The 23,778-nt window shown below is 60.2% G+C and carries 21 protein-coding genes; 11 read left to right on the forward strand and 10 right to left on the reverse strand.

Annotated elements, in window-relative coordinates; all coding sequences use genetic code 11:
• Position 1: 1 nt before the first annotated feature.
• The 10 genes from asnB to HPT27_RS01105 all read left to right on the forward strand — a co-directional run bounded on the left by asnB (position 2) and on the right by HPT27_RS01105 (position 12,414).
• Complete coding sequence (asnB, locus tag HPT27_RS01060; protein ID WP_172237686.1) at positions 2-1,939, forward strand: asparagine synthase (glutamine-hydrolyzing); 1,938 nt, start codon at positions 2-4, stop codon at positions 1,937-1,939.
• Between the two features lie 24 nt (positions 1,940-1,963).
• Positions 1,964-3,187: a TIGR03087 family PEP-CTERM/XrtA system glycosyltransferase gene (locus tag HPT27_RS01065; protein WP_172237689.1), complete on the forward strand. Its 1,224-nt coding sequence runs from the start codon at positions 1,964-1,966 to the stop codon at positions 3,185-3,187.
• Between the two features lie 79 nt (positions 3,188-3,266).
• On the forward strand, positions 3,267-4,583 hold the full coding sequence (locus HPT27_RS01070) for a nucleotide sugar dehydrogenase (RefSeq protein WP_172237692.1): 1,317 nt from the start codon (positions 3,267-3,269) through the stop codon (positions 4,581-4,583).
• 22 nt (positions 4,584-4,605) lie between these two features.
• Positions 4,606-5,637 carry a hypothetical protein gene (locus HPT27_RS01075; protein ID WP_172237695.1) on the forward strand — a complete coding sequence of 344 codons (1,032 nt, stop codon included), beginning with the start codon at positions 4,606-4,608 and terminating at the stop codon, positions 5,635-5,637.
• A gap of 117 nt (positions 5,638-5,754) precedes the next feature.
• On the forward strand, positions 5,755-6,963 hold the full coding sequence (locus tag HPT27_RS01080; RefSeq protein WP_172237698.1) for a TIGR04063 family PEP-CTERM/XrtA system glycosyltransferase: 1,209 nt from the start codon (positions 5,755-5,757) through the stop codon (positions 6,961-6,963).
• Positions 6,960-8,117 (forward strand): glycosyltransferase family 4 protein, encoded by a 1,158-nt coding sequence (locus HPT27_RS01085; RefSeq protein ID WP_172237701.1) that lies wholly within the window; start codon positions 6,960-6,962, stop codon positions 8,115-8,117. The genes HPT27_RS01080 and HPT27_RS01085 overlap by 4 nt, the downstream gene beginning before the upstream one ends.
• Positions 8,110-9,498 carry a putative O-glycosylation ligase, exosortase A system-associated gene (locus HPT27_RS01090; protein ID WP_172237704.1) on the forward strand — a complete coding sequence of 463 codons (1,389 nt, stop codon included), beginning with the start codon at positions 8,110-8,112 and terminating at the stop codon, positions 9,496-9,498. Before HPT27_RS01085 ends, HPT27_RS01090 begins: the two co-directional genes overlap by 8 nt.
• Complete coding sequence (locus HPT27_RS01095) at positions 9,498-10,841, forward strand: phenylacetate--CoA ligase family protein (RefSeq protein WP_172237707.1); 1,344 nt, start codon at positions 9,498-9,500, stop codon at positions 10,839-10,841. The genes HPT27_RS01090 and HPT27_RS01095 overlap by 1 nt, the downstream gene beginning before the upstream one ends.
• Complete coding sequence (locus tag HPT27_RS01100; protein WP_172237710.1) at positions 10,841-11,938, forward strand: sugar-transfer associated ATP-grasp domain-containing protein; 1,098 nt, start codon at positions 10,841-10,843, stop codon at positions 11,936-11,938. Before HPT27_RS01095 ends, HPT27_RS01100 begins: the two co-directional genes overlap by 1 nt.
• A gap of 80 nt (positions 11,939-12,018) precedes the next feature.
• Positions 12,019-12,414, forward strand: a complete 396-nt coding sequence (locus HPT27_RS01105; protein ID WP_268935718.1) for a sugar-transfer associated ATP-grasp domain-containing protein — start codon at positions 12,019-12,021, stop codon at positions 12,412-12,414.
• A 139-nt stretch (positions 12,415-12,553) separates the two neighbouring features.
• On the opposite strand, the gene HPT27_RS01110 is transcribed toward HPT27_RS01105, so the two are convergent.
• From HPT27_RS01110 to HPT27_RS01155, 10 genes are all read right to left on the reverse strand, one after another.
• Positions 12,554-13,228 (reverse strand): hypothetical protein, encoded by a 675-nt coding sequence (locus HPT27_RS01110; RefSeq protein ID WP_172237716.1) that lies wholly within the window; start codon positions 13,226-13,228, stop codon positions 12,554-12,556.
• Positions 13,229-13,306: 78 nt separating this feature from the next.
• A complete protein-coding gene (locus HPT27_RS01115) occupies positions 13,307-13,654 on the reverse strand; it encodes a PilZ domain-containing protein (protein ID WP_172237719.1) in 348 nt (115 codons plus the stop codon).
• A 64-nt stretch (positions 13,655-13,718) separates the two neighbouring features.
• A complete protein-coding gene (locus tag HPT27_RS01120) occupies positions 13,719-15,401 on the reverse strand; it encodes a DUF1631 family protein (RefSeq protein ID WP_172237722.1) in 1,683 nt (560 codons plus the stop codon).
• A gap of 110 nt (positions 15,402-15,511) precedes the next feature.
• Positions 15,512-16,987: a lipopolysaccharide biosynthesis protein gene (locus tag HPT27_RS01125; RefSeq protein WP_172237725.1), complete on the reverse strand. Its 1,476-nt coding sequence runs from the start codon at positions 16,985-16,987 to the stop codon at positions 15,512-15,514.
• Between the two features lie 58 nt (positions 16,988-17,045).
• Positions 17,046-18,035 carry a polysaccharide deacetylase family protein gene (locus HPT27_RS01130; protein ID WP_172237728.1) on the reverse strand — a complete coding sequence of 330 codons (990 nt, stop codon included), beginning with the start codon at positions 18,033-18,035 and terminating at the stop codon, positions 17,046-17,048.
• Positions 18,032-19,222, reverse strand: coding sequence for a hypothetical protein (locus HPT27_RS01135; RefSeq protein ID WP_172237731.1), 1,191 nt, complete (start codon positions 19,220-19,222; stop codon positions 18,032-18,034). The genes HPT27_RS01130 and HPT27_RS01135 overlap by 4 nt, the downstream gene beginning before the upstream one ends.
• A 1-nt stretch (position 19,223) precedes the next feature.
• The gene (locus HPT27_RS01140) at positions 19,224-20,321 is read right to left on the reverse strand and encodes a sugar-transfer associated ATP-grasp domain-containing protein (RefSeq protein ID WP_172237734.1); all 1,098 of its coding nucleotides are present in this window, start codon (positions 20,319-20,321) and stop codon (positions 19,224-19,226) included.
• Positions 20,322-20,375: 54 nt separating this feature from the next.
• Positions 20,376-21,344 carry a hydrolase 1, exosortase A system-associated gene (locus HPT27_RS01145; RefSeq protein WP_211197803.1) on the reverse strand — a complete coding sequence of 323 codons (969 nt, stop codon included), beginning with the start codon at positions 21,342-21,344 and terminating at the stop codon, positions 20,376-20,378.
• Entirely contained in the window at positions 21,341-22,123 is a 783-nt protein-coding gene (locus HPT27_RS01150) for an alpha/beta hydrolase family protein (protein WP_172237737.1), read from the reverse strand. The genes HPT27_RS01145 and HPT27_RS01150 overlap by 4 nt, the downstream gene beginning before the upstream one ends.
• Before the next feature lie 122 nt (positions 22,124-22,245).
• Entirely contained in the window at positions 22,246-22,494 is a 249-nt protein-coding gene (locus HPT27_RS01155; RefSeq protein ID WP_172237740.1) for an acyl carrier protein, read from the reverse strand.
• Between the two features lie 315 nt (positions 22,495-22,809).
• Between HPT27_RS01155 and HPT27_RS01160 the strand changes: the two genes are divergently transcribed.
• Complete coding sequence (locus tag HPT27_RS01160) at positions 22,810-23,778, forward strand: tetratricopeptide repeat protein (RefSeq protein ID WP_172237743.1); 969 nt, start codon at positions 22,810-22,812, stop codon at positions 23,776-23,778.

Genomic DNA, 23,778 nt, shown 5'->3' on the forward strand with positions numbered 1-23,778 from the left:
CATGTGCGGCATTTACGGACAACTGCGGTTTGACGGCCAGACGGTTCCGCGCGAGCGTTTGACCGCGATGGGCAATGCGATGATCCATCGCGGCCCCGACGATGAAGGCGCCTTTACTGACGGTCCGATTGGCATCGGCATGCGCCGGCTGTCGATCATCGATCTGAACGGTGGCCACCAGCCATTTGTCGCCGAAGCCGGCAAGCTGGCGCTGGTTGCCAATGGCGAGGTTTACAATTTTCAGGCCTTGCGCCGTGAACTGGAAGCAGCCGGCCACGTGTTCCGCTCGCACTCCGATTGCGAAACGATCCTCTGGGGTTATCTGCAATGGGGTCTCGACACGCTGCTGCAAAAGCTGAACGGCATGTATGCGTTCGCGTTGTGGGATGGCCGCAGCGAACAATTGATCGTCGCCCGTGATCGCATCGGCATCAAACCGCTGTATTACCATTTTGATGGCAAGTCCTTCAGCTTTGCTTCGGAAGCCAAAAGCCTGTTCCCGGTCGGCATCCGGCCGGAGTTGAACAAGGACGCTTTGCCGGCCTATCTGTCATTGGGTTATGTGCCCGCGCCGCAGACGCTGTTTGCCGGCATCCAGAAATTGCCGGTGGCCACGGTCGCCATCATCAAGGCCGGCGAACTCCGGCTAAAAAATTACTGGTCGATTGGCAGTTCACTGGCGACGTACAGTGAAAACGAGTGGCAGGAAAAAGTTCGCGCCGAACTGGATCGCGCCATCGCGATGCAGATGGTGGCCGACGTTCCGCTCGGTGCGTTCCTGTCCGGCGGCATCGACTCCAGCGCTGTCGTGGCTTACATGGCCAAGCACGCCAGCGGCCCGGTCAAAACCTACGCGATCGGTTTCGATGGCGATGCCGCCAGCCGTTACTACAACGAGCTGCCGTATGCGCGCAAAGTCGCCGAATTGTTTGGCACCGAGCACCACGAAATTCTGGTCAAGCCGGATGTCGCCCGGTTGCTGCCGCAGTTGCTGTGGCAACTTGATGAACCCATGGCCGACTCGGCTTTTCTGACCACCTATCTGGTGTCGGAATTTGCCCGCCGCGATGTCACCGTGATCCTGAGCGGGGTTGGCGGCGACGAATTGTTCGGTGGTTATCGCCGTTATCTTGGCGAACACTATGCCGGCCGCTATCAGAAACTGCCGGCCATGGCTCGTAGTGGCTTGCGCGCCATTGCCAAGCGGTTGCCATCGGATCGCCATAATCGCTGGTTGGATCTGGCCCGGCTGGCACGCGGTTTCATTCTGTCGGCCGACATGCCGTTTGAAGATCGCTACCGCAGCTACGTTCAGGTGTTCGCGCCGGACGCCATCAGCGCCCTGCTGGCCAAGGACGCCGGCGGCCATAAGTCACACAACAGCCGCGATCCGGTGCACGAGGCTTTTGCCCGCGCCAACAACCCGGACCACATCAACCGTCTGCTGCAAGTCGACGCGCAAACGCAGCTGCCGGACGATCTGCTGCTGCTGACCGACAAGATGAGCATGGCGGTGTCGCTGGAATGTCGGGTGCCGTTGCTGGATCATGAGCTGCTGGAGCTGGCCGCCAGCATGCCGGCCTCGATCAAGGTCCGCGGCGGCGAACTGAAATCGCTGCTGAAAAAATCGCTGCGTGGGCTGTTGCCGGACGAAATCCTGTATCGCAAGAAGCGCGGTTTTGGCGCGCCGATGGGCGCCTGGCTGCGCGGCCAGTTGCTGCCGCTGATGCAGCAGGTGTTGTCAGCAGAAACCGTTGCCGCCCGCGGCCTGTTTGATCCGGCGGCGGTGCAACGGGTCATGCAGGAGCATTTGAGCCAGCAGGCCGATCACACCGATCACCTGCAGGCGCTGCTGAATCTGGAATTGTGGTGTCGCCTGTATCTCGATGGTCACAGCGTCGAGCAGGTGAAAGAAGATTTGCTGAAAGTCGCTGCCTGACGCGACTGCGTTGACGAGTTCGCCATGAAAATTCTGTATGTCTGTCACCGATTCCCGTTCCCGCCCAAGCGCGGTGGCAAGATTCGGCCGTTCAACATGATCAAGCATCTGTCGCAGCAGCATGAAGTGCATGTCTGCTCGCTGGCGCGCTCCGCCGCCGAGGCCGATGAAGGCAAAGGTCTGCGCGAGTTCTGTGCTCATACCGAATGCGCGGTGGTCAGCAAGCCCTGGCAAACGCTGCGGATGATTATTCGATTACCGGTGCCGACGCCGTCGTCGATGGGCTATTTCTATTCTCCCGAATTGAAGCAACGCATCAGGCAACTGCATGCCGAACATCGCTATGACCTGATTTTCGTCCACTGCTCGTCTGTCGCCCAGTATGTCGAAGATATTGACGACGCAGTCAAGGTGCTCGATTTCGGTGACATGGATTCCCAGAAGTGGCTGGAGTATGCCCACTACAAACCGTTCCCGCTGAATCTCGGTTACTGGTGGGAAGGCAAGAAAATGGAGCGGGCCGAGCGCCGGCTCAGCCGCAAATTTGATTACTGCACGGCCACCACCCGCATGGAGCTGGCGACGCTGCGCGAGCTGTCGCCGGGGCTGGCCAGCGACTGGTTTCCGAACGGCGTCAACAGCAGCGTGTTCGCACCGGACGGCAGCGATTACGACGACGACACCATCAGCTTTATCGGCCGGATGGACTACTACCCAAACCAGGAATGCATGGTGCGTTTCTGCAAGGACGTGCTGCCGAAAATCCAGGCCGTGCGGCCAAGTGCCAAGCTGGTCATCGTTGGCGCCGATCCCAGCGCGGAAATTCGCGCACTGGGCAAACTGCCGGGCGTCATCGTGACCGGCTCGGTGCCGGAAGTGCAACCCTATGTCCGGCGTTCGGCCGTGATGGTGGCGCCGCTTGCCATCGCCCGCGGCACCCAGAACAAGATTCTCGAAGCGCTGGCGATGGGCGTGCCGGTGGTGACCAGTTCGCTGGCGGCCGATGGTGTCGATTGCGTTGCCGGTGAACATTTGCTGGTCGCTGACAGCGCCAATGACATCGCAGCGGCGGTGCTCAGCCTGATGCAGGATCGCAACAAGCGTCAGCAACTGGCTGAAGCCGGTCGGGCCCGCATGTTGTCGCATCACCACTGGCCGCAATCGATGCTGCGACTGGATGCGATACTGGCCGAAGCGCAGAAGCAGGCCAGCCTGCGACGCGGCAACGCGGCACCAGCCAGGGCTTGAGTTTACTCATTTTTTTAAAGTTTTTTTCCCGGTCGTTGCCGCAGGCAGCCGACCGATACTGTGAACAGGGAAGCGCATCATGAATATCAGTATTTTTGGTCTCGGTTATGTTGGCGCGGTATCGCTGGCCTGTCTGGCCCGTGACGGTCACCGTGTTTTTGGTGTCGATATCGATCCGCACAAGCTGGCGCTGATCCGCAGCGGCAAATCGCCGATTGTCGAGGAAGGCATTCAGGAGCTGATGGCGCAGGTCATCAGCAGTGGCCGCGCCACCGTTACCGATCAGGTCAGCGAAGCGCTGCGTGAAACCGATTTGTCGTTCATCTGCGTCGGCACACCGTCATCGTATAACGGCAGCCAGGATCAGGGTGCCCTGCTCAGCATCGCCCGCCAGTTTGGTGAAGCGCTGAAAAACAAAGACCGGCACCATGTCTTCATCTTCCGTTCAACGGTGGTGCCCGGCACGGTCGAAGAGTTGCTGGTACCGCTCATCGAGCAGCAGTCTGGCAAGAAGCGCAATGTCGATTTCTCGGTTGGCTTCCAACCGGAATTCCTGCGCGAGGGAAGCTCGATCAAGGATTACGACAAACCGCCGTTCACCATCATCGGCACCGACTCCGATCGGGCCACAGAAGTGCTGAAGGATCTGTTCGGCCACCTGCCCTGCCAGTTCAACCGCACCAGCATTCGCACCGCCGAAATGGTCAAGTACTGCTGCAACAACTTCCACGCGCTGAAGATCACCTTCGCCAACGAAGTCGCGCGCCTGTGCGAGCCGTTGAAGGTCAATCCGTTTGAAGTGATGGAACTGGTTTGCCAGGACAAGCAGCTGAATATCTCGACTGCCTATCTTCGTCCGGGTTTTGCCTTCGGCGGTTCCTGTCTGCCAAAAGATCTGCGCGCGACCATGTACATGGCCAAAAACCACGACATCGATCTGCCGCTGACCGGCAGCATGTTGCCGTCGAACCGCGTGCATATTGATCACGCCATCAACAAGGTGTTGTCACTCGGCTCGCGCAAAGTCGCGCTGGTCGGTCTCGCCTTCAAACCGGGTACTGATGATTTGCGCGAAAGCCCGCTGGTGACGCTGGCCGAGCGCCTGCTCGGCAAGGGCGTCAATCTGGCGGTGTATGACGGTGAAGTGCATCTGTCGCGGCTGCTCGGCGCCAACAAGCGTTACATCGAGGAACATATTCCGCATATCGGCGAACTGCTGCGGCCGACCCTGGAAGAAGTGGTCGCACACGCTGACGTGCTGATCCTCGGCAGCGGCGACAAGCAGGTGCACGCGGAACTGAAACCCTTGCTGAAAGCCCAGCACAAACTGATCGATCTGGCGCCGCTGAAAGACATCAGCGATCTGCCCTGTCAGTACCTCGGTCTGGCCTGGTAAGACCGCGACGGACGCCATCGCCATGAGCAAACGACCACACTGGCAACGGGTCGCCAGCACGCTGTTCGCGATGCTGGTGCTGGCGCTCGTGGTCGTGTTGCCGATCTTGCGCGATCAGCACGGCACCGAAGTCACTCGCTATCGCAATGCCCTGTTGGCGGAGCGCGGCAAGGCTGGCGACTTCGACTGGACGCCGGCCAACTGGCCGGCCGATTTCCAGCGCGAACACGCGCCGGTGCCCAGCGCACTGCAGCAGTGGCATGGCTTGCAGCAACCGGCGAATCTCAACGTCTGGTCACGAACCCTGTTGCTGGCCAAGGCGCTGACCGGCCGGCCGCGCAAGGGCAACATGATTGCCAAGCCGACGTTGCAAACGCTGCAGATCATCGAACGCAGCGGTGCCGGTTATTGCGCCGACTACACCAAGGTGCTGAATGCGCTCGGTTATGCCGCCGATATTCCGGTCCGGCAATGGTCGTTCTCATTTGATGGTTTCGGTGGCTGGGGCCACACCTTCAACGAAATCTGGGACGAAGCGGCGCAGCGCTGGCGCATGATCGATGTGTTCAACGGCTTTTATCCGCGCGATGCCAACAGCGGCGAAGGTCTGTCGGCGCTGGAGTTTCGGCAGCGTCTGCTGCAGAGCCCGCAGAGCATCCTCTGGGAACGGTTGGAAGCAGGCCGGTTCGGCTTTCATGATGACGCGGAAGCGCTGACCTATTTTCGCAACGGCGCCAATGAATGGTATTTGTGGTGGGGCAACGATCCGCTCAGTTACGACAGCAATGCGGTGGTGGCGTTTGCCGCCCGCTTCGGCCGTTTACCGGAACAAGTGGCCGGCCTGCTGACCGGTGCCATGCCCGGCTTCAAGATGCTGGTGACCGAGGACAATGCCGACACCGTTGCCGCCGTCGGTCGACTCAAGGCATTCCTGCTCGGCGCCGCCCTGATCGAGCTGATGCTGTTCGGTGTTCTGCTGTGGCAGTTGCTGGCCTGGCGCAAATCATGGCGCCGGTCGCAGCACAAGTTACTGCAGGACTCGCAGGTATCCTGAACCGGACAACGCGTCGCCAACGCGCTGGACAAACGTGTTTGTCAAACCACACCGTTTTTTGAAATCAGATCGGTTTGCCGATCACTGCTATTGCTAGAAAAGGAACGTTTGCTGGCCATGCGCATACTGCATGTATTTGATCACTCGCTGCCGCTGCAGAGCGGTTACACCTTTCGCAGTCGCGCCATTTTGCGCGAGCAGCGCGCGCGCGGCTGGCAAACCGTCCACGTCACCAGCAGCAAGCATTACGATGCCAAAGCGTCGGTGGAAGAATTCGACGGCTTGAAATTCTACCGCACCGCGCCCGGCGCACTGACCAAGCTGCCGGTGCTGAACCAGTGGGATGTCGTGCGCACCCTGAAAGCACGGCTGCGGGAAGTGCTGGCACAGGAACAGGTCAATGTCATCCACGTGCATTCGCCATGCCTCAATGGCATGGCCGCTGCTGCGGTCGCGCATGAGAACGGTCTGCCCTGGGTTTATGAAATGCGCGCGCTGTGGGAAGACGCCGCCGTCGATCATGGCACCACCAAGGAAGGCAGCCTGCGTTACCGCGCCGCCCGCGCCATGGAAACCTGGACCCTGAAGCACGCCGATGCGATCACCTGCATTTGCGAAGGCCTGCGCCGCGACATCATGGCCCGCGGCATCGCTGCAGAACGCATCACGGTGATTCCGAATGCCGTCGACATCGATCAATTCCAGTGGATTGATCGCAAAGACGAGGCGCTGGCTGAACAGCTCGGTCTGCAAGGCAAAACCGTGCTCGGTTTTCTCGGCTCGTTTTACGGCTACGAAGGTCTGGACATGGTGCTCGATGCGCTCGCGCAACTGAAAGGCCGGTATCCGGATTTGCGTGCGCTGCTGGTTGGCGGCGGCCCGCAGGAGGCCGCGCTGAAAGCGCAGGCGCAAACGCTGGGCATTGCCGATCGGGTGGTGTTTACCGGCCGGGTACCGCATCACGACGTCAACCGTTATTACAGTCTGGTCGATCTGCTGGTGTACGCCCGCCACCGGATGCGGCTGACCGATTTGGTCACGCCACTGAAGCCGCTGGAAGCGATGGCGCAAGGCAAACTGGTGGTCGCTTCCGATGTCGGCGGTCATCAGGAATTGATCCGTGATGGCGACACCGGTTTTCTGTTTGCCGCCGACAATGTGCCGGCGCTGGCCGCCACCATCGAACGGGCACTGGCCGCGCAAGCACAGTGGCCGGCGATGCTGGCCAACGGCCGCCAATTCGTCGAACAGGAACGCAACTGGACCCGCAGCATCGCCCGTTACGAAACCGTCTACGCCGACGCCGCCCGGAACGCCCGTCGATGAATTCGCCTGCTGTGACCACAGCGCCGGTCGCCGACAACGCGCATCGCAGCAGCACATTGCAAGCGCCACTGCCGGCGCGTGTGCTGGTGGTCGGCCCGCTGCCACCGCCGAACGGCGGCATGGCCTTGCAAACCGAAGCGCTGGTGCGCTGTCTGCGCAGCGAAGGCCTGCAGGTAGAAGTGGTCGCCAACAACGCACCGTATCAACCGGCGTGGATTGCATCGGTACCCGGCCTGCGCGCCGGTTTCCGTTTGCTGCCGTATCTGCTGCGGTTGTGGCGCGGCAGCGGCCGCAATGATCTGGTGCATGTGCTCGGCAACAGCGGCTGGGCCTGGTATCTGTTTGCGGCGCCGGCGCTGCATATCGCTCACTGGCGCGGCCGGCCGGTGCTGCTGAATTATCGCGGCGGTCTGGCCGAAGCGTTTTTCGCCACCGCCTGGCCAAGAGTGCAGAAAACCTTGCGCATCACCGACGTGCTGGCTGTACCGACCGAATTTCTGCAAGAGGTGTTCGGCGCGCGCGGTCAACGCGCCGAGATCGTGCCAAACATTCTCGACAACAGCCTGTTCAAACCGGCAGCAAATCCGGTATCACAGCTGCACATCGTGGTCACCCGCAATCTCGAAGCCCTGTACGACAACGCCAGTGCGCTGCAGGCGTTTGCACTGGTGAAAAGCGAGATTCACGACGCCCGGCTGACGCTGGCTGGCGAAGGCCCGGAACGCGAGTCGCTGCAGCAACTTGCGCAGGCACTTGGCATCGCTGATGCCGTGCGCTTTGCTGGCCGGCTGCCGCGCGAGCAAGTGGCCGGCCTGCTGCAGTCGGCGCGCATCGTGCTGAACCCGAGCACCGCCGACAACAGCCCGAATTCGCTGATCGAAGCGATGGCCGCTGGCGTGCCGATCGTCAGCACCCTGGTCGGTGGCGTGCCGCAATTGTGTCGACCGGATCAGGAAGCGCTGCTGGTGCCGGCACGCGCACCGGAACAGATGGCGGCAGCTCTGCTGCGGCTGCATCGCGATGAAGACTTGCGGCAGCGGCTGATTCACGCCGGCCAGCAGCGCGCCGCCGAATTCAGCTGGACCAGTGTCTGGCCGCGGCTGCAACAGTGTTATCGTGCCGCCATCAGTCAACGGAGTCTGCGTCATGCGTGATTACGTCATTGCGCTGGCCATCCTCGGCGTGATGCCGCTGGTATTGTTCCGGCCTTTTTTTGGTTTGCTGGTCTGGTGCTGGGTGGCCTACATGGTGCCGCACAAACTCGGCTGGGGCCTGACCGCGCACTGGCCGGTGGCGATGGCCGTCGGCGGCTTGTTCATGCTTGGCTACCTGTTCAGCAAAGAGCCGAAGAAATTGCCGATGAACAGCATCGTCATCGTGCATCTGCTGATGGTGCTGTGGTGGCTGGTCACGTTTCTGGTCAATGACCGGACGCAGTACGCCTGGATTCAGTTCGACAAGATTTTCAAGATTCAGCTGTTCACGTTCATTACCATCATGCTGGTGAATACCCGCGAACGGCTGCTGCAACTGATTGCCGTCATTTCACTGTCGATCGGTTTTTTCGGCATCAAAGGCGGCTTGTTCACTTTGCTGACCGGCGGCGGTTCACGGGTCTGGGGCCCGCCCGGCGGCTTCTTCGAAGGCAATAACGAGCTCGGTCTCGCCTTGCTGACCATTCTGCCGCTGCTGCGCTTTGTCCAATTGCAAGTCAGCAAGAAATGGCAGATCCACGGTCTGACCGCCGCGATGGTGCTGGTATTTGTTGCCGCGCTCGGCACCCAGTCACGCGGCGCGCTGTTGGCGGCGATTGTCATGGGCACTTACTTCTGGTGGAAGAGTCCGCACAAATTGCCGATCACGGTGGCGGCATTGGTGCTGTTGCCGCTGCTGTATTTCTTCCTGCCGGACAGTTGGCACCAGCGCATGGCGACCATGAAAGTTGATGTCGCCAACGTCGAGATCACCCGCAACACCGACACCTCGACCTGGTGCGGACAGATGACGGCAAAAATTCAGAGCCATGATCCGTCCGCTGGCGGCCGGGTCAACGCTTGGTGTTTTGCGTTCAATTTGGCCAAGCACAAGTTTTTCGGTGGCGGCTTTGATGCCTTTGACCCGGCCGCATTTGAACGCTACGCGCCGGACCCGAAAGATTTTCACGATGCCCACTCGCTGTATTTCAAGATACTGGGCGAGCATGGCTTTGTCGGCTTGTTCCTGTTCCTGCTGTTGATCGCGATGGCCTGGTTTCGCGCGCTCAGCATCCGCCGGATCGCCAAACGCAGCAATCAGGAATGGGCCGCGCAATTGGCCGACATGTTGCAGGTCTCGCTGCTGGCGTTCTGTACCGGCGGCGTCTTCCTCGGACTGTGTTATTTCGACTTGCTTTACCATTTGATCGCGATTGTGGTGATCCTGGATGTGCTGGTGCACAAGCAGCCCGCTGCGGCCACCGCAACTGGAGCGGCGCCCGTCGGTCCGCGTTTTGCCAATGCCTTGAATCCGGCCATCAGTCAGGGGAGCAAGAGCTGATGTCGCTTTACACCCGTCTTTGCAGTCAGCTGCTGTTTCCCTTGCATGAGCAGCTGAAAGGCCATCGCAGCGTTGCCCTGCGCCGGGAGCTGGAAAAAAGCCAGTGGCTCGATGCCGCCGCGCTGAAGAAGCTGCAGCAGCAGCGGCTGCAGCAGTTCATGCGCCGCATTGCCCAGGAGGTGCCGTACTACCAGCGGCTGTTTGCCGAACGTAGCCTGCGCCCGGACGATATCCAGACCGCCGCCGATCTGGTCAAGCTGCCGCTGCTCGACAAGCCCACCATCCGCGCCCACACCGAGCAGTTGAAAGCGCGTGGCGCCACCCGGTTGAAGCGCTACAACACCGGCGGCTCCAGCGGCCAGCCGCTGATTTTTTTTCTCGGTGAACGCACCGATCACGATGTCGCCGCCAAATGGCGCGTGACCCGCTGGTGGGATGTCGATATCGGTGATCGCGAACTGGTGTTGTGGGGTTCACCCATTGAAGTGAACACGCAAGATCGGGTCAAGCAACTGCGCGACTGGCTGCTGCGCAGTCAGTTGGTGCCGGCGTTTGATCTGGCTGAACCGGGCATTCGGCATTTCCTCGGCGAATACCGCAAGTTCAAACCGCAGATGCTGTTCGGCTATCCGTCGGCGATGGCGCGGGTCGGCAAGTTTGTCGAGCAGCAGAAAATCGCGCTGGACAATACTGAGCTGAAAGTGGCGTTCGTCACCTCCGAGCGGCTATATCCGGAACAACGTGAACAAATCCAGCGGGTGTTCGGCGCACCGGTGGCCAATGGCTACGGCGGTCGCGATGCCGGCTTTCTCGCCCATGAATGCCCGCATGGCGGCATGCACATCATGGCCGAAGACGTGATCATCGAAACCATCGGTGCTAACGGCCTGCCCACTCCGCCCGGCGTTGCCGGCGAAGTTACGGTCACCCATCTGCGCACTGGCGATTTTCCGTTTGTCCGCTACCGTACCGGCGATGTCGCGGTGCTGTCGGATCAGCGTTGCAGTTGCGGTCGTGGTCTGCCGCTGATTGCCAATCTGGAAGGTCGCAGCACCGATTTCGTGGTCGCGGAAAATGGCACCGTAATGCATGGGCTGGCGCTGATTTACGTGGTGCGCGATATCGACGGCGTTGATGCCTTCCGGATCATCCAGCACAGCATCAATCAGCTGGAAGTGCTGATTGTCAGCAACAGCTGGAACGCCAGCAAACAGCAACAGGTTGTGCGCGGCATGCAGGCACGGCTCGGCAGTGGCGTGCAGGTCAGCGTCAATGTGGTGGATCACATCGCCACCGAGGCCAATGGCAAGTTTCGTTACATCATCAGCAAAGTGGCCAGCTAATGTTCAACGACAGTAAACCTCCGAGATTTATGCAACCGATGAATTTCGCTACATTGGTCGCGCTGGCTCGCTGGCATGCGGCTCGTGACGGCATTCCGGCTTGGCGCCAGATCCTGGAAGCAATCACTTTGCGCCTGCTGCGAGGGCACTCGATTCAGTACTATTATTTTGCACGATGCTATCGTCGCTCTTTGCGCTGGCAGGAAAAATGGCATCACTTCAGCATTCCAGAATATGACCGACTGTGCGACAGACTGAACCCGCACCGAGCCACATTTCGGTTTAAAACCATCCAAAAATGCCTGTTCTTGCAGACCGGAATTCCGACGCCACACCTCATTGGCTATCTGCATACAAACGAGGGATGGTCCAGCACCGGCCAGCGCCTTTGTGATGCCAACGATCTTTCTACAGTTTTGGCTGGGTACGTGGGCAGCGACATCATCATCAAGGACGCCCACGGCAGTGGTGGCGAAGACTGCCATGCTTTCACCGTGGTGGGGAATGGTGCTGAAATTTTGTTGCGAAGCGGTCGGCAGGCGAATCTGCAACCGACCAGTTCAATTTTTAGTTTGCTGGCAAGTCATAAACATGGCTACCTCATCGAATCACGCTTCGAACAACACCCGCAGCTAGCTGCGTTGAATGAAAGCTCGGTGAATACCATTCGGGTACTTGTGGCAAGGGCCGCTCGCGATATCAAGGTTGTGGGCGCTTTCTTGCGGGTCGGCAGCCCGGGCGCATTGGTCGACAACACAGCTGCCGGGGGTCTCATTGTGAAGCTGGATGAGCAGCGTGGTGTACCACTGGAAATTACGACTGGAGACCTTTGTCGCCGTCAGTACTCGCAATTTCCGGGTACCGAACTGCGCTGCGCGGATGTTCAATTGCCATTTTGGCAAGAGACGCTGCAACTGGCAGTAGAAACCTTGCGTCGACTGCCGGAGACGGGCATTGCCGGATTAGACATCGCAATCGGCATTGACGGTCCAGCGGTTCTTGAAATCAATACCAATAGTCCGTCCATTCTGGGATTTGCCTCTTTTGATAAGCCCGGCCGCATGATTTTCAAAACCTTGGACCTGCCGCTCAACTGAGCTTTTTTCCAACCCACTTCGCCGCTGAATCTGAAGCTGAGCAATATTTTCTGTTCCGGTACAGCAGCGAAGCCAATCAGTTGCGCGTGGTGGGCGTGCTTCTGCGTATTGGTCGGCGGCAGGTGATGGTCGACAACACCGCAGTCGGTGGTTTGATTTGCACCGTCGGCGAACAAACCGGCCTGTTGCAACAGTTGAGCACCGGCGATCTGTTTCGCCGCGAGCTGCCCCAACACCCGGATTCCGGCATTGCCGTCACCGGTCTTGTGCTGCCGCATTTCGCCGCCGCCAAACAACTCGCCTGCGACGCCCTCGCCAGCTTTCCCGGCATGGCCATCGCCGGCCTCGATATCGCCATCACCGAACACGGCCCGGAAGTCATCGAAATCAATCTCGACAATCCCGCCCAGATCGGCACCGCGTGTTTTGGCAAGCCGGGGCGGCGGCTGTTTCCGGAGTTCTTTGCCCACGCGTAGGCTGGGTTCGGCGCGCAGCGACAACCCGCCATTTCGAATTACGCTGCATATGCTGAGCGTGAAATGGTGGCTTGCTTCGCGAAGCCACCCTACGCCGAGCCGACAATCAACCTTCCGCGCGTTCTCTTCGCACAAGATCTCACTCAAATGCTAATGGAAACGGAAGGTTCGCAACTTTCGCCGCATACGACATCACGACCCAACGAGCCTTAGACTCAGGTGTCGTATAACCGGCGTGCTCTAAAGAAATGTATAAAGCACTCTTCTGATCGTCGCCATCACCAATGTTAACCAACTTGAATTCTTTAGCTAAGCGCGCATATAACCCTTGCGCAATAAACTGCTGAATATAGTAATCAGTATCCCGCCAATACGACTCATCATATCTCTTTAGCTCTGAAGCACCATATTGCTTTGAAACAAGTTCAAAGTAAATCTCCCTATTTGCCGCAAAGAACCTGTGCAACAAACCATCTTTTGATTGCAGCTCGCACTCAAAGATGGCGGCCAAGTCAACCTTGCCTGCAGTTACTTTATCGGAATAAGCGGCAGCATAAGCGTCTACCAAAGCTCGGCTAAGAATTGGTGAGACGCAATCCTCCAGTACTAGAAATATATTCCAGCCCACCTCATCAACAAGGGAAAGAGATTCTTTATGGTCGCACGTTAGATCGAGTAGAGCTAACGGAGTATTTTTAAATGTGTCATTCGCCAAGCCAAGCTTTGACTCCGCCTCTACCGAAAAAGGCAGTAGGCTAATGGCGAGAAACTCAACAATCAGAAAGCTCTTACCAAGTTTTCTGAACATAGTCATTTATGAACTCCTTGCCATTGAAGCGCATTCGGAATTATGAGGAATTATCGGGTCGGAGCCCTTTAACTATGAAGCCGATTACACTCCGCTCTCCGCATCAGCCTCAGCAAACGCACGCCAAGCCTCATAATCGGTACCACGAGCATCGAGCAAGGCAAAGCCCGCATAGTAACCGCCAGTTGCGGCTGGCTGGCACCAGCGCACTTCAGCGGCGAGCAGAAAGCGCAGCTTGGAGGCTTCGAGTTCGATCACCACGTGGTGGATACTGGACTCGGCGATGGCTTCGCTGAACTGGGCACGAAAGCCGCCGCGGGAGATGTCTTCGGTTTGGGTGGGCAGCGCGGCGCCATCACCGAGCAGCACGCGAATGAAGGCGCGCTCCTGACGGCGCAGGCGGGGATCTTCCCGTTTGTCGAAATCGCTCACGGTTGGCTCCTGCGCCGCCGGTCGGCGCAACTGAAAAGTGCGGGTAGCTTTTGCTGGCAGGCGTTCAACGCCACTCTTCCATTTTCTGCCGGTGATCGGCAACGAGTTGCTGCAGGGCATCATCCAGTGCGCGACCATAATCGCTGATGCGCAGTTCGGCAGCGGCCAGCATGGCACCGAGTTTGTCGATGTCGGCTTGCAAGATCTTGCGGCCCTGACTGTCGACAAAAAGCAGTTCGCCGGTGCGATTCAAAATGACCGCGAGCTGGGCGCGAATCTCTTTGCCGTCTTGCCTGAGCTCGATCCAGGCACCGGGTTGCAGCCGTTTGCAATCCTGTTTGCATTCCGCCAGCAGGCGCGCCTCGGCTTCCGCTTTGGCCTGAGCTTCGCGTTCGGCTTGTTGCTGCGCCAGCGCTTCGGCCTGGCGAGCGCGCACGGCGGCCAGTTCGCGCTGCAAACGCTCGGCTTCCTGTTTGCGTTGCTGATCTTCAAGTTTCTTGGCGTCGAGCTGCAGTTGCAGCACCCGGTTTTCCAGTTCTTCGATCAATACCGGCAGCGCGGACAGCAACATCGGGCGGGCGTCGATGACCCGGATGCGCTGTTCGGCAAATTCGGTGGCGAGTGCGTTCAGGGTCAGCCGTGACACTCGCAAGCCGGACAGATTGGCGAAGAGGTAAACACCGCGCTGCATGTCTTTGTCGATCAGGCGAGCGCGCACCGGGCCTTGGTCAAAGTTCAGTGCCACCCAATCGCCGACCCGCAGCGCTCGCGCTTTCAGCAGCGGATCGCCGGTCAGGGTCCAGCCCTGGTCGCTGTCGCTGCTTTGCGGCCACGGTTGCACAGGCAGCGCCGGCGTTTGTCCGCTTTGCCGCATCAGCAGGAAATAATCGAGGGTATCGAAGAAGCTTTCGACCGCCGGCTGGCTGTGGTGAATCAGCCCGAACTGTTCGCGCAAATGGCGCTGACCGTCGCGCACACGGGTGCCATAGGCGGCTTTCAGCGTTGCAGTGTCCGGTTCGGTAAGACCCCAGATGAGGCTGTCCACGGCTTGCAGCAATTGCGTCCAGGCGGTGCTGCTTTCGCCACTCTGGACGTGAACGATCTGCAGCAGCTTGCGCAATTCGCCATCAAAAAACTGCACGGCAAAATCCGGCAGCACATGTTCGCCGATGCGCGTCTGCAGCGCCCGGCTGACGCCGCGCATGGCGTCCTGTTGCTGGCGGCTTTGCCGTTCTTTGTTGATGAGCTGTTGCTCGAGCGGGCGCACGTCGGTGGCGTGGCTGCGCAGCAATTCGCCGAGTTGCTGACTGCCGGTGCCGGGGTCGATGCTGCGCTTGACCACAGCGGCGAGTATGTCACCGACTTGATTCGGCAGGTTTTCACTGCGCCGGCCACTGAAGCGGTCCAGCCCGCGCAGCGAACCGAGAGCGAGCTCGGCCAGTTGCCGTTCCGGCACATCGAGTTGTGACCAGGGGGTAGCGCCGGCAGCAGCGGCCAGCGCGAGCAAGGTGGGGAGTGCGTTGAGCGCCGGGTGCGCCAACGGGTCGATATCGGCCTGTTCGGTCAGCCAGCGCCGGCTGCCGGCTTCCAGCCAGCGGCCACGCCAGACCAATCGGGTGCGCTGTGACAGCGGTGTGGCGGCATCAGCGGCGGCGGTGAGCAGCTCGTCGGCTTGTGCCAGCAGCGCCTCAAGCCGGCCCGGGAGATCGTGCATCAGCGCGGTCGACAGCAAGGGAACGAAGTCCAAGCCTAGTCCGGCGATGGGTCCGGCTCAAGCCGCAACGTCATTCGGCGCTGGGCAATCTCGACATTGCCGACTGCATCACCCTTACGCCACCACCTTCAAGCCGCCGCCCATCAGCCAACCGCTGCCGGCCGCAGCCGCTGCTTCACGGCCTGCACCAGCATCCGCTCCAGCCCGGCCGGTTGCCCGGCCAGCCACCACAGCAGCAGCACGGTGCCGGCATAAACCGGGGCCGCCAGCGCGACCGCCACAGCGAGCCGCAGCAGCGCGGCGGATACACCGACCGGCGCCGCGGCTGGCAGGCTGAGCCAGAGCACCGCTGCCATTACCAGCACCGCCACGTACGGCCGCCAGGTGCGACGCAGCCAGTCCAGCACCGTGAAATCCAGCGCCCGCCGGATCAGCCAGCTGTCGATGCTGACCTGGATCAGCACGGAAGCCAGCACCGCCCACGGCGCGCCGTTGAGACCATGCCAGGTCAGCACGACATACATCAGCAAGGGCCGGTAGGCGATCATCGCCAACGCGCGCAAAAACAGGCCACGCATGCGGCCGAGTGCCATCAGCAGCGGCACACTGCTGGCCGCCGACAAGGCCACCACCTGCGCCAATGCCAGCGCCTGCACCAGCGGCGTAGTGCTGAGCCATTGTTCACCGAGCAGCAGCAGTACCGCGGCGTCAGCAACAAAAACCAGACCGACCGCCATTGGCAGCGCCAGCAACAGCAAACCCGACAAAGCCTGCAGATAGGTGTCACGCAGCCGCGCCGGTTCGCCAATCATGGCGCTGAAGCCGGGGAACAGCGCCCGGCTGATTGGCATCACCAACTCAACCGTGGGCAGTGACGCCAACATTTGCGCATTGGAATAAAAACCGACGCTGGTGACGCCCTGCATCCGGCTGATCAGAAAGTGATCAGTACGCTGCGCTACTTTCACGGCGAAATTGAACGCCATCGCCCAGCCGGAAAAACCGACCAGCTCGCGCCAGTGCAGCAAACTGAACCGGGGCCGGAACGGATGCAGCCAGAAACTCAGCAGCAAACCGCTGAGCCGACCGGCCAACATGCCGGCGACCAGTGCCCACACTGACGGCGAGTACAGCGCCCACAACACCGCGACCAACACTTCCAGCGCCTTGCGCCAGAATTCGAGATGAAATTCCTGGCTGAACTGCAATTCGCGCCGCCACGCCACCATGCCGATGTTCTGTAAGCCATCAAAGAAAAAGCACAGCGCAATGACCTGCAGCACTACCGTCGCTTCCGGCACCTTGGCAAAGGTAGCGAACAACGGCGCGGCCACGGCGAGCGCCGCGGCAATGGCCGAGTTGCCGATGACATTCAAGGTCCAGGCGGTGTGGTAATGGCTGTCGTCAACTTCGCTTTTGCGGATCAGCGCCAGATCAAAATTGAATTCGGCCAGCACTTCGAACAGCATGCTGAAACTGAGCGCCAGCGCGAGCACGCCGAAATCCTGCGGCACCAGCAATCGCGCCAGTATCATCGTACTGACCAGGCTGAGCAGACGCACCGCCCAGCGCTTGGCAACCATGATGGCGGAGCCGACTGCGACTTTTTTTCCGCTCATGCCCGGCGCACCACTTGCGGCATGGCTGCCATGACTACATTTACTGAACTTGCTGCCGTCATGGTGCCGGACTCGTCTCTTCAGAATAATGGTTCAACGCAACCGGCTTGCCGCGTAAACGGCGGATGAGCGTCATAAAACCGGACAATTCTGCCGCCAGCTCCAGCGGGTGCAAATTTTCGCCGTCAAGAATTCGCGGCAATTGCAGCCGATCACAATCGCGACGAACCAAGCCAAGTTGCGTGGTGGTGGCGCTGCGCACGCCATTGGCGCGCAGCAGCGGCAGATGCGCGGCGGTGTATTCGCCACTCGGGTAACAAAAATGCTCGGCGCTGCGCTGGCTGAGCGCTTCGATGCGCTGGCGATTCTGTTGCAGCTCATCGGCCAGTGCGGCCGGTGCCAGCGGCAAACGATGCCGGTGCGTGTGCAACTGGATGTCGAGCGGCTGTTCCGGTTGTTGCGCCAGCGCGGCAAAGTGAGGAAGCGGACTGAGTCGGAACAGTTCGCCATCGGGGCAGCGCAAATCGATTTGCGCCGCGGCAGCGGCGGCCTGCAGCGCGGCGTATTCGGCGGCATTGTCGGACTGCTCGGCCGGCAAGCTGACACCATGCCAAGCGAGATAACGGCGCAGCACGTTCAGTACCGGCCGCTCCTTTTCGGCATACCAGGTGGTCAGGTACAAGGTGCATGGCCAGCGCCGCTGTTGCAATTGCGGCAGGGCAAAGCGGGCAAAGCCGGTCCAGCCATCATCGACGGTGATGACCAGCAGATTGGCAATGGAGTCGCCACGCTCCAGCCGCTCGACCAACTCGGTCAATGACACCACGGTGAACTGGCTGCGTTCGATTTGCTGCAGCCGCTGCTCGAATGTACTCGACTGCATGAACAGCTGCGGAATGAACTGATGTTCATCGCGATAGGCAAACCCGTGATAGCACAGAATGCGCGCCTGCTCGCGGGTGAATCGACGCGCCAGCGCAAACAGCCCGAACGTCTGCGCAAAGGCGAGTATCGCCAGCTTCAGTCGGCGCTTGCCGGAATGCTTCATGACGACTGCCCCAGTTGGCGCAGGAATTTCAGCCAGGCCCGCCAATACAGCCGGCGATCACCTTTGAACCACAGATCCGAATGCACGGCAGGATTGATCGCCAACAGCACAAACTCGACCAGCGCCGCCAGCTTCTGGGTAACGGTCACCTTGGAATCACGACAACGTGACATCAGCCAACCGATATCAGCTGGCACGGTGTAGCGGGCGCGAAAACCGAGTGGTCCCGGGCCTTGGTCCTGCACGACTGCCTTGCCGAGAAACGCATCGAGTTGCCAGCGCGGAAAATCCTTGCCGGCCAGTAAATCCAGATTCAGCGCATTCCAGTAGCGGGCATTCAATTCGAGAAACCAGAACCGGCCGCTGGCCGCATCCCATTTGTATTCCACCATCGCGACGCCTTGCCAGTTCAGCGTTTTCAACCGCAGCTTGGCATCGGCCAGCATCGCTTCGTGCCACCAGATTTTCCGGTAGGCCGTCAAGCCGCCGGTGTGCGGATTTTCGTGCATGGCCACGCACATGCTTTCCGCGCGGAACTCACCGCGGTGGCGCCACAGGTTCACGGTGGCTTTGACTCCGGGCACGGTTTCCTGCACCTGACAGCGATCATGACTAAGCAGCGCCGCCGCCAATGCCGAGCCCAGTTGCTCGGCGCTGTGCACGGCGCGCACGCCGGCTTGCTGATCGCGATCCGCGTGACGGCCATCGGTTTTGACATAGAGCGGCCACTGCCAGTCACGAAAACCATTTGCATCCGGCAGCGGCTGACTGCGGCGCACCACAATCGCGCGCGGCAACTGCTGTTGCACGGAGGGATTACTGTGGCTGGAAAAAAAAGCCTGAACATCGGCTTTGCCAAAGCAGCGATACAACACCTCGGCGTCGGGCGCATCCGGCAACAAGGCGCGGTATTGCTCGTACACCGGTTCAATCGCCAGCAAAAATGCTTCAGATGGCATGATGGCGGCGATGTTCTGCTCGCGCACATAGGTCGCCAGCCAGTTGAGAAACGCCGGCTCCTGATAGCGCGGATGCACCACCGCCACCTGCGCGAAACGCGAATGGCAGCCCGGCGCATCCGGGTGCGCGCTGGCGGCATGAACCCGATAACCGGCACGGCCAAGCGAACGTATCACGCCGATCATGCCGATGGCTTGTGCTTCGAAAACCAGAACGGATTCAGTCACGTTATTTGCCACCGTCACTGGCCCGGCCGGTCGCCACATCAGACCGTAGCGCTGGCTCAAAAAAGTCCTTGTGTGGCAAATCCCAGCGGACAGCCGTAATGCGGTCAGGAAATACGTTCAGTTCGATAATGGCTGGACCCTCAGGCGTGATTGCTACATCAACACCAGCGAAACGCATTTCGGGAAATACCGCCAATGCACGCTCACTCAAGCGCAAAACCTCGTTCCAATGTGGCAGCTGCACACCTGTCAACAAATTGCCAGTGTCTGGATTGTGGCTGATCACTTTGCCCGGTTTGCGCACATCGATACCATTGAGCAAACAACCAGTCACAATATCGACAGCCACCGCTAGTCCTCCGCTGGTGGTATTGTCAACCTGACTACCGGCCCGACCAATGCGCAATACGGCGTGATGCGCGGTAAATTTCCCGTGCTGTTCCAACACCCATATCCGCAAAGTATTGACTGAGTTGGCATTCAGCGCGGCCAAATCAGGGTGCTGCGTCAAATAGGTCTCCAGCAGCCATCCTGCTGAGGACTGCAGCAGATGCTGCGCCCACCCGTCGACCGTCCATTGCTGGCCACTGATTGGGTGCTGCAGCATTTCCCCAGAACTATTGACATCAAGAGCAACAAAACCTAGCCCACCAAAGCCCTCAACTGCCTTGAAGCAGACCCGCTGGCCAGCCATGGCCTTGAGCACTCGCTGCAAATCATCGCTACAAGTCAACGGAAGGTTGTGACGATCTGCACCACGAAATTGATGAAAGAATCCAATGAAAGTCGGCGTTGGAATGCCAAACAGCGAGAGCGTGGCCTTTTCGGTCACCTTATGTTGTGAAATTTTCTGGTAAGCGGGCGGATTGATAGCGAACAACAGCTCGTCGTATTCGCGCTCGTTGGCGTGGCGCCATTTGTTGCGAAACGGAATCTCGCGGCGCCAGAACCGGGCCACGTGATAATAATTGGGGCCGAGATCGCGCAGCAATTTCAGCACCAGCATTTCGGCGAATTGCCGTGTGACCGGCAGGCCGCCATGCTGGGCCGCATCACGGCTGGCGTTGAGGATACGTCGCAGAGCATGCAATCCTGGCACGAACTCACTCCTTGCTTGCTGATTTCCACCGCGCCCGGCGCGGCAGCATGATGATTAGGTTGGCCCGGCCTTGCTCGGCAGCGCCAGGACAAAATCGCGGGTCGCTGTCGCCACCGCATCGCGCCATTCCGCGCGAGCGAAAGTGTGGTTGGCGGCCGGCATGGCCAGCTGCTGGACGCGCGCGGCGCTCAACAGGCCGCGCCACTCCGGCTGCTGGCTGCTGACCGTCTCAAATTCTCGGGCGACCAGATCGTCGCCGGACAAAATCAGCTGGATCGGTCCGTTGAATTTCTGCCAGCCTTGCGCCATCCGCTCCGACAAACTGCCGCGCATTCCAGTCTCTGTGCCCGCAGCATTCGCGCTGGCGCGGTTGCCGGCACTAGCTTGCCGCAGCGTTGTCAGCAGGCTGCGCAGACTGGCGCGAAAGTCGAACTCCCCGCGCAGCAATTTGCGCCAGAGCCCGGCCGAGAACAAGCGTTGCTTGTAGTAATGCTGGATAACCGTCTTTGCCTGCGCCTGCGCTTGCCGCAGCCAGGGATTGAGCAACACAAGCCCAGCGACACGGGCATCGGTGTGGGCATAGAACAGCGCCGCCGACGCGGCATCACACAGCCCCCAGAGCACCAGTTGTCGAACCGCCGGATTGGCGGCGCAGAGAGCATCGCAGGCAGCGCGGATATCGGCATCGATCTGTTCAAAATCGCGCGCCTCGCCGGTGCTGTCGCCCATGCCGCGATAATCGAAACGCAGCACTGGAATCCCGGCCGCGGCCAGCTGCCGCGCCAGCAAAACAAACTGGCGATGACTGCCGACCCGGTATTGCGGGCCACCGACCACGATCACCACCCCGGTGTGGCTGAGTGGGCTGTCAGCCGCGGCGGGTTCGTGCAGGATGCCGATGAGTTGAGCCTCGGCACAGGGGAAAGTCAGTACGCGTTCGCTGCTCATTAGGCTAGTGTTCGTGTGTTCGACACTCGGATGATCGGTGTTGATGTGATCGTTGCGTGTGGCATTGGCGTTCATACGATCGCCTCGCTGACCGTCGCATCCGCACGCGCCGCCAAGGCTTGCAGCACGGATTGATCAAGCGCCGGACAGGTACTGATTTCGGTGGTCTGCCAGAACGCATCGCCGGCAATGGGATGCCAGTGTTGCAGCTGGCCATTGAGCAAGGTTTGCAGCGCCGGCAGCGGTTGTTCGCCGGCGCCGATTTCAAATATCTCGAGCGATCCGGCTGGGGCGCTGATGCTCACCGTCCGCAGCGGTTCGACCAACGCCGCCGTCAACAGATAGCCGGCAATTTCGACGCCGCCGGCGGCAATCTGGGCCAGCAATTGCTCGTTGTTGAGCGATTCGCCCGCCATTCTGGCCGCCATCAGTTTCAGCCGCAGCCACTGGTTCAGTTGCTGCTGGCCAGTCAGGATGGGCGCGCACAACAGCCAATCGCAATCTGCGTGTTCCGGCAGCAGCAGCGCACCGCCGCGAATCGCGCACAGCGCCGGACGCTGCGCATACTGTTGCTGCAGAAACGCCCGAGCGCTGGCGACATCGGCCTGCCATTGCGACCAGCTGGCGTTTGCCAAATCACCGGCGCTGTCGCCAGTTCCAAACCAGTCGACCAGCAAAACACCGTGACCGGCGCCGTGCAGCGCGCGCGCCAGCTGGTTCAGTTGTCGCCGTGATTTGTTCAGTTCTTCGAGCAGCGGGGGCAGCAGCAGGACCGGTTGGCGCTGCGCGCGACCGGGCCAATGCACTGCCAACAGAGGACCGGCTGTGCCGGGCAGGAAAAAGACGTCTGACATGGCATCCTTGCCGCGATTCAATGGTTCAGTTCCGCATAATGCGCGTGCGCGCTGAATGGCGGTGGCCGCTTTCCGAGCAAACCACTGCAAACCCGTGCCGAACGGTCCGGGTCAGCGGCCACTCAGCCACGTTTCTGCTCGACAAATGCCGCCAGGCTGCCGACGGTCTCAAAGGTTTCGGCCGAGATTTCGTCATCGGCAATGCTGATGCCGAACACTTCTTCCAGCCGGGTGATCACGCCCAGCACGGCCATCGAATCAAATTCCGGCATGGCACCAAGCAGCGCCGAATCCGCCGTCAGTTGCTTTGCCCGCTCACCCAGCGCCAGCACTTCGCCCAGCACCCGGGTGACATCAGCCATTACTGTCATGTCCTTGCTTTCCTTTCCACGAATCCATTGAGTTGCCCGGGTCGGTTGTCAGCACTGGCGCCGCGCGGCGGCCTGATTTTGCTGGCCCTGACCGGGGCGCACAGGATACAGGAGAATGCCCGGAACGTCGCCTCCGGCGCGGCCCGATTCGCCGTTGTCATCACCCGGTCACGACCGGACAAGCTTGCCCGCAGCCCGGCAAGCTTGTTACCTTGATCAGGCGTGCCGGGGCGATTGCGGGTCATTTGTTGAGACCGCGGCCTGCCCGGTTTCCGCAGGCGCTGCCGCCATCTTACGGCGGGAACCGACGCAGCAATGGATGCACGAACTGTCATGGATTTACGGATGCACACTCGCTTGCGCGGGCTGGATTGGGCTTTTGGCCGCCGGCTTGCCACCCTCATGCTGACCGGACTGGCGCTGACCCTCGCCACCCCGACGCCCGGCCACGCCGAAGAATTACCGCCCGACTGCGGCGAGTTCACCAACTCCTACGGTCCGTTTGATTACACCAACCCGGATCATTTCGCGCACAAGCTGTCCATCGTCGAAAAATTCCACTTCCGGCCGGAACAGGAATTGTCGACCTACAAACCCAATTCCAAAGTCAAAGTCGATTTTGGTTACACGCTGCGCGCGTTTCCCAATCACCACCGCGCCCTGATGGCGTTGGCGCGCTGGCTCAAGCTGCACAAGCCGGAAGACTGGACCAGCGAAATGCGGCCGGAATGCTATTTCTACCGCGCCGTGGCCTGGCGACCACGCGATGCCGTGTCGCGGATGATCTTCGGTTATTACCTGCACCAGAATCAGCGCCTGAACGAGGCGGAAGCGCAGTACCGCATGGCCGTGCAAATCCAGCCGGATTACGCCGAAGGCCATTACAACCTGGGCTTGCTGCTCGCTGATCAAAAACGCTGGCCGGAATCGCTCGCCGAAGCGCACCGCGCTTATGAGCTCAAGTATCCGCTGCCCGGTTTGAAGAACCGGCTGATCGCCGCCAAGGTCTGGACCGAGCCGGCCCCAATCGCGAAGACGCCGGCGTTTGAACCGGTCTCGCCAGATGGCGTGTTGCCGGGCGCTGTCTCTCCGGAAACAGTCGTTCCGGAAGCAGCCTCTCCGCAAGCAGTCACTCCGGAATCTGTCGTGCCGAAGCCCGCAGTAACTGAGCTTGCACCAACTGGACTTGCACCAACCGAACGTGCAGCAACGAAACCGGCGCCAACCGAAGGCTCGGCTTCGACCAACGCGACCACCGATACGCCCACCCCGACGCCGCTCTGA

The sequence above is a fragment of the Permianibacter fluminis genome (assembly GCF_013179735.1).
Classification (GTDB): Bacteria; Pseudomonadota; Gammaproteobacteria; order Enterobacterales; family Permianibacteraceae; genus Permianibacter; species Permianibacter fluminis.

Bases quoted from the DNA above. Each gene is read 5' to 3' on its own strand.
- asnB (WP_172237686.1), top strand. From the start codon at position 2: ATGTGCGGCATTTACGGACAACTGCGGTTTGACGGCCAGACGGTTCCG.
- HPT27_RS01065 (WP_172237689.1), top strand. From the start codon at position 1,964: ATGAAAATTCTGTATGTCTGTCACCGATTCCCGTTCCCGCCCAAGCGC.
- HPT27_RS01070 (WP_172237692.1), top strand. From the start codon at position 3,267: ATGAATATCAGTATTTTTGGTCTCGGTTATGTTGGCGCGGTATCGCTG.
- HPT27_RS01075 (WP_172237695.1), top strand. From the start codon at position 4,606: ATGAGCAAACGACCACACTGGCAACGGGTCGCCAGCACGCTGTTCGCG.
- HPT27_RS01080 (WP_172237698.1), top strand. From the start codon at position 5,755: ATGCGCATACTGCATGTATTTGATCACTCGCTGCCGCTGCAGAGCGGT.
- HPT27_RS01085 (WP_172237701.1), top strand. From the start codon at position 6,960: ATGAATTCGCCTGCTGTGACCACAGCGCCGGTCGCCGACAACGCGCAT.
- HPT27_RS01090 (WP_172237704.1), top strand. From the start codon at position 8,110: ATGCGTGATTACGTCATTGCGCTGGCCATCCTCGGCGTGATGCCGCTG.
- HPT27_RS01095 (WP_172237707.1), top strand. From the start codon at position 9,498: ATGTCGCTTTACACCCGTCTTTGCAGTCAGCTGCTGTTTCCCTTGCAT.
- HPT27_RS01100 (WP_172237710.1), top strand. From the start codon at position 10,841: ATGTTCAACGACAGTAAACCTCCGAGATTTATGCAACCGATGAATTTC.
- HPT27_RS01110 (WP_172237716.1), bottom strand. From the start codon at position 13,228: ATGACTATGTTCAGAAAACTTGGTAAGAGCTTTCTGATTGTTGAGTTT.
- HPT27_RS01125 (WP_172237725.1), bottom strand. From the start codon at position 16,987: ATGAGCGGAAAAAAAGTCGCAGTCGGCTCCGCCATCATGGTTGCCAAG.
- HPT27_RS01130 (WP_172237728.1), bottom strand. From the start codon at position 18,035: ATGAAGCATTCCGGCAAGCGCCGACTGAAGCTGGCGATACTCGCCTTT.
- HPT27_RS01145 (WP_211197803.1), bottom strand. From the start codon at position 21,344: ATGAACGCCAATGCCACACGCAACGATCACATCAACACCGATCATCCG.
- HPT27_RS01150 (WP_172237737.1), bottom strand. From the start codon at position 22,123: ATGTCAGACGTCTTTTTCCTGCCCGGCACAGCCGGTCCTCTGTTGGCA.
- HPT27_RS01155 (WP_172237740.1), bottom strand. From the start codon at position 22,494: ATGACAGTAATGGCTGATGTCACCCGGGTGCTGGGCGAAGTGCTGGCG.
- HPT27_RS01160 (WP_172237743.1), top strand. From the start codon at position 22,810: ATGGATGCACGAACTGTCATGGATTTACGGATGCACACTCGCTTGCGC.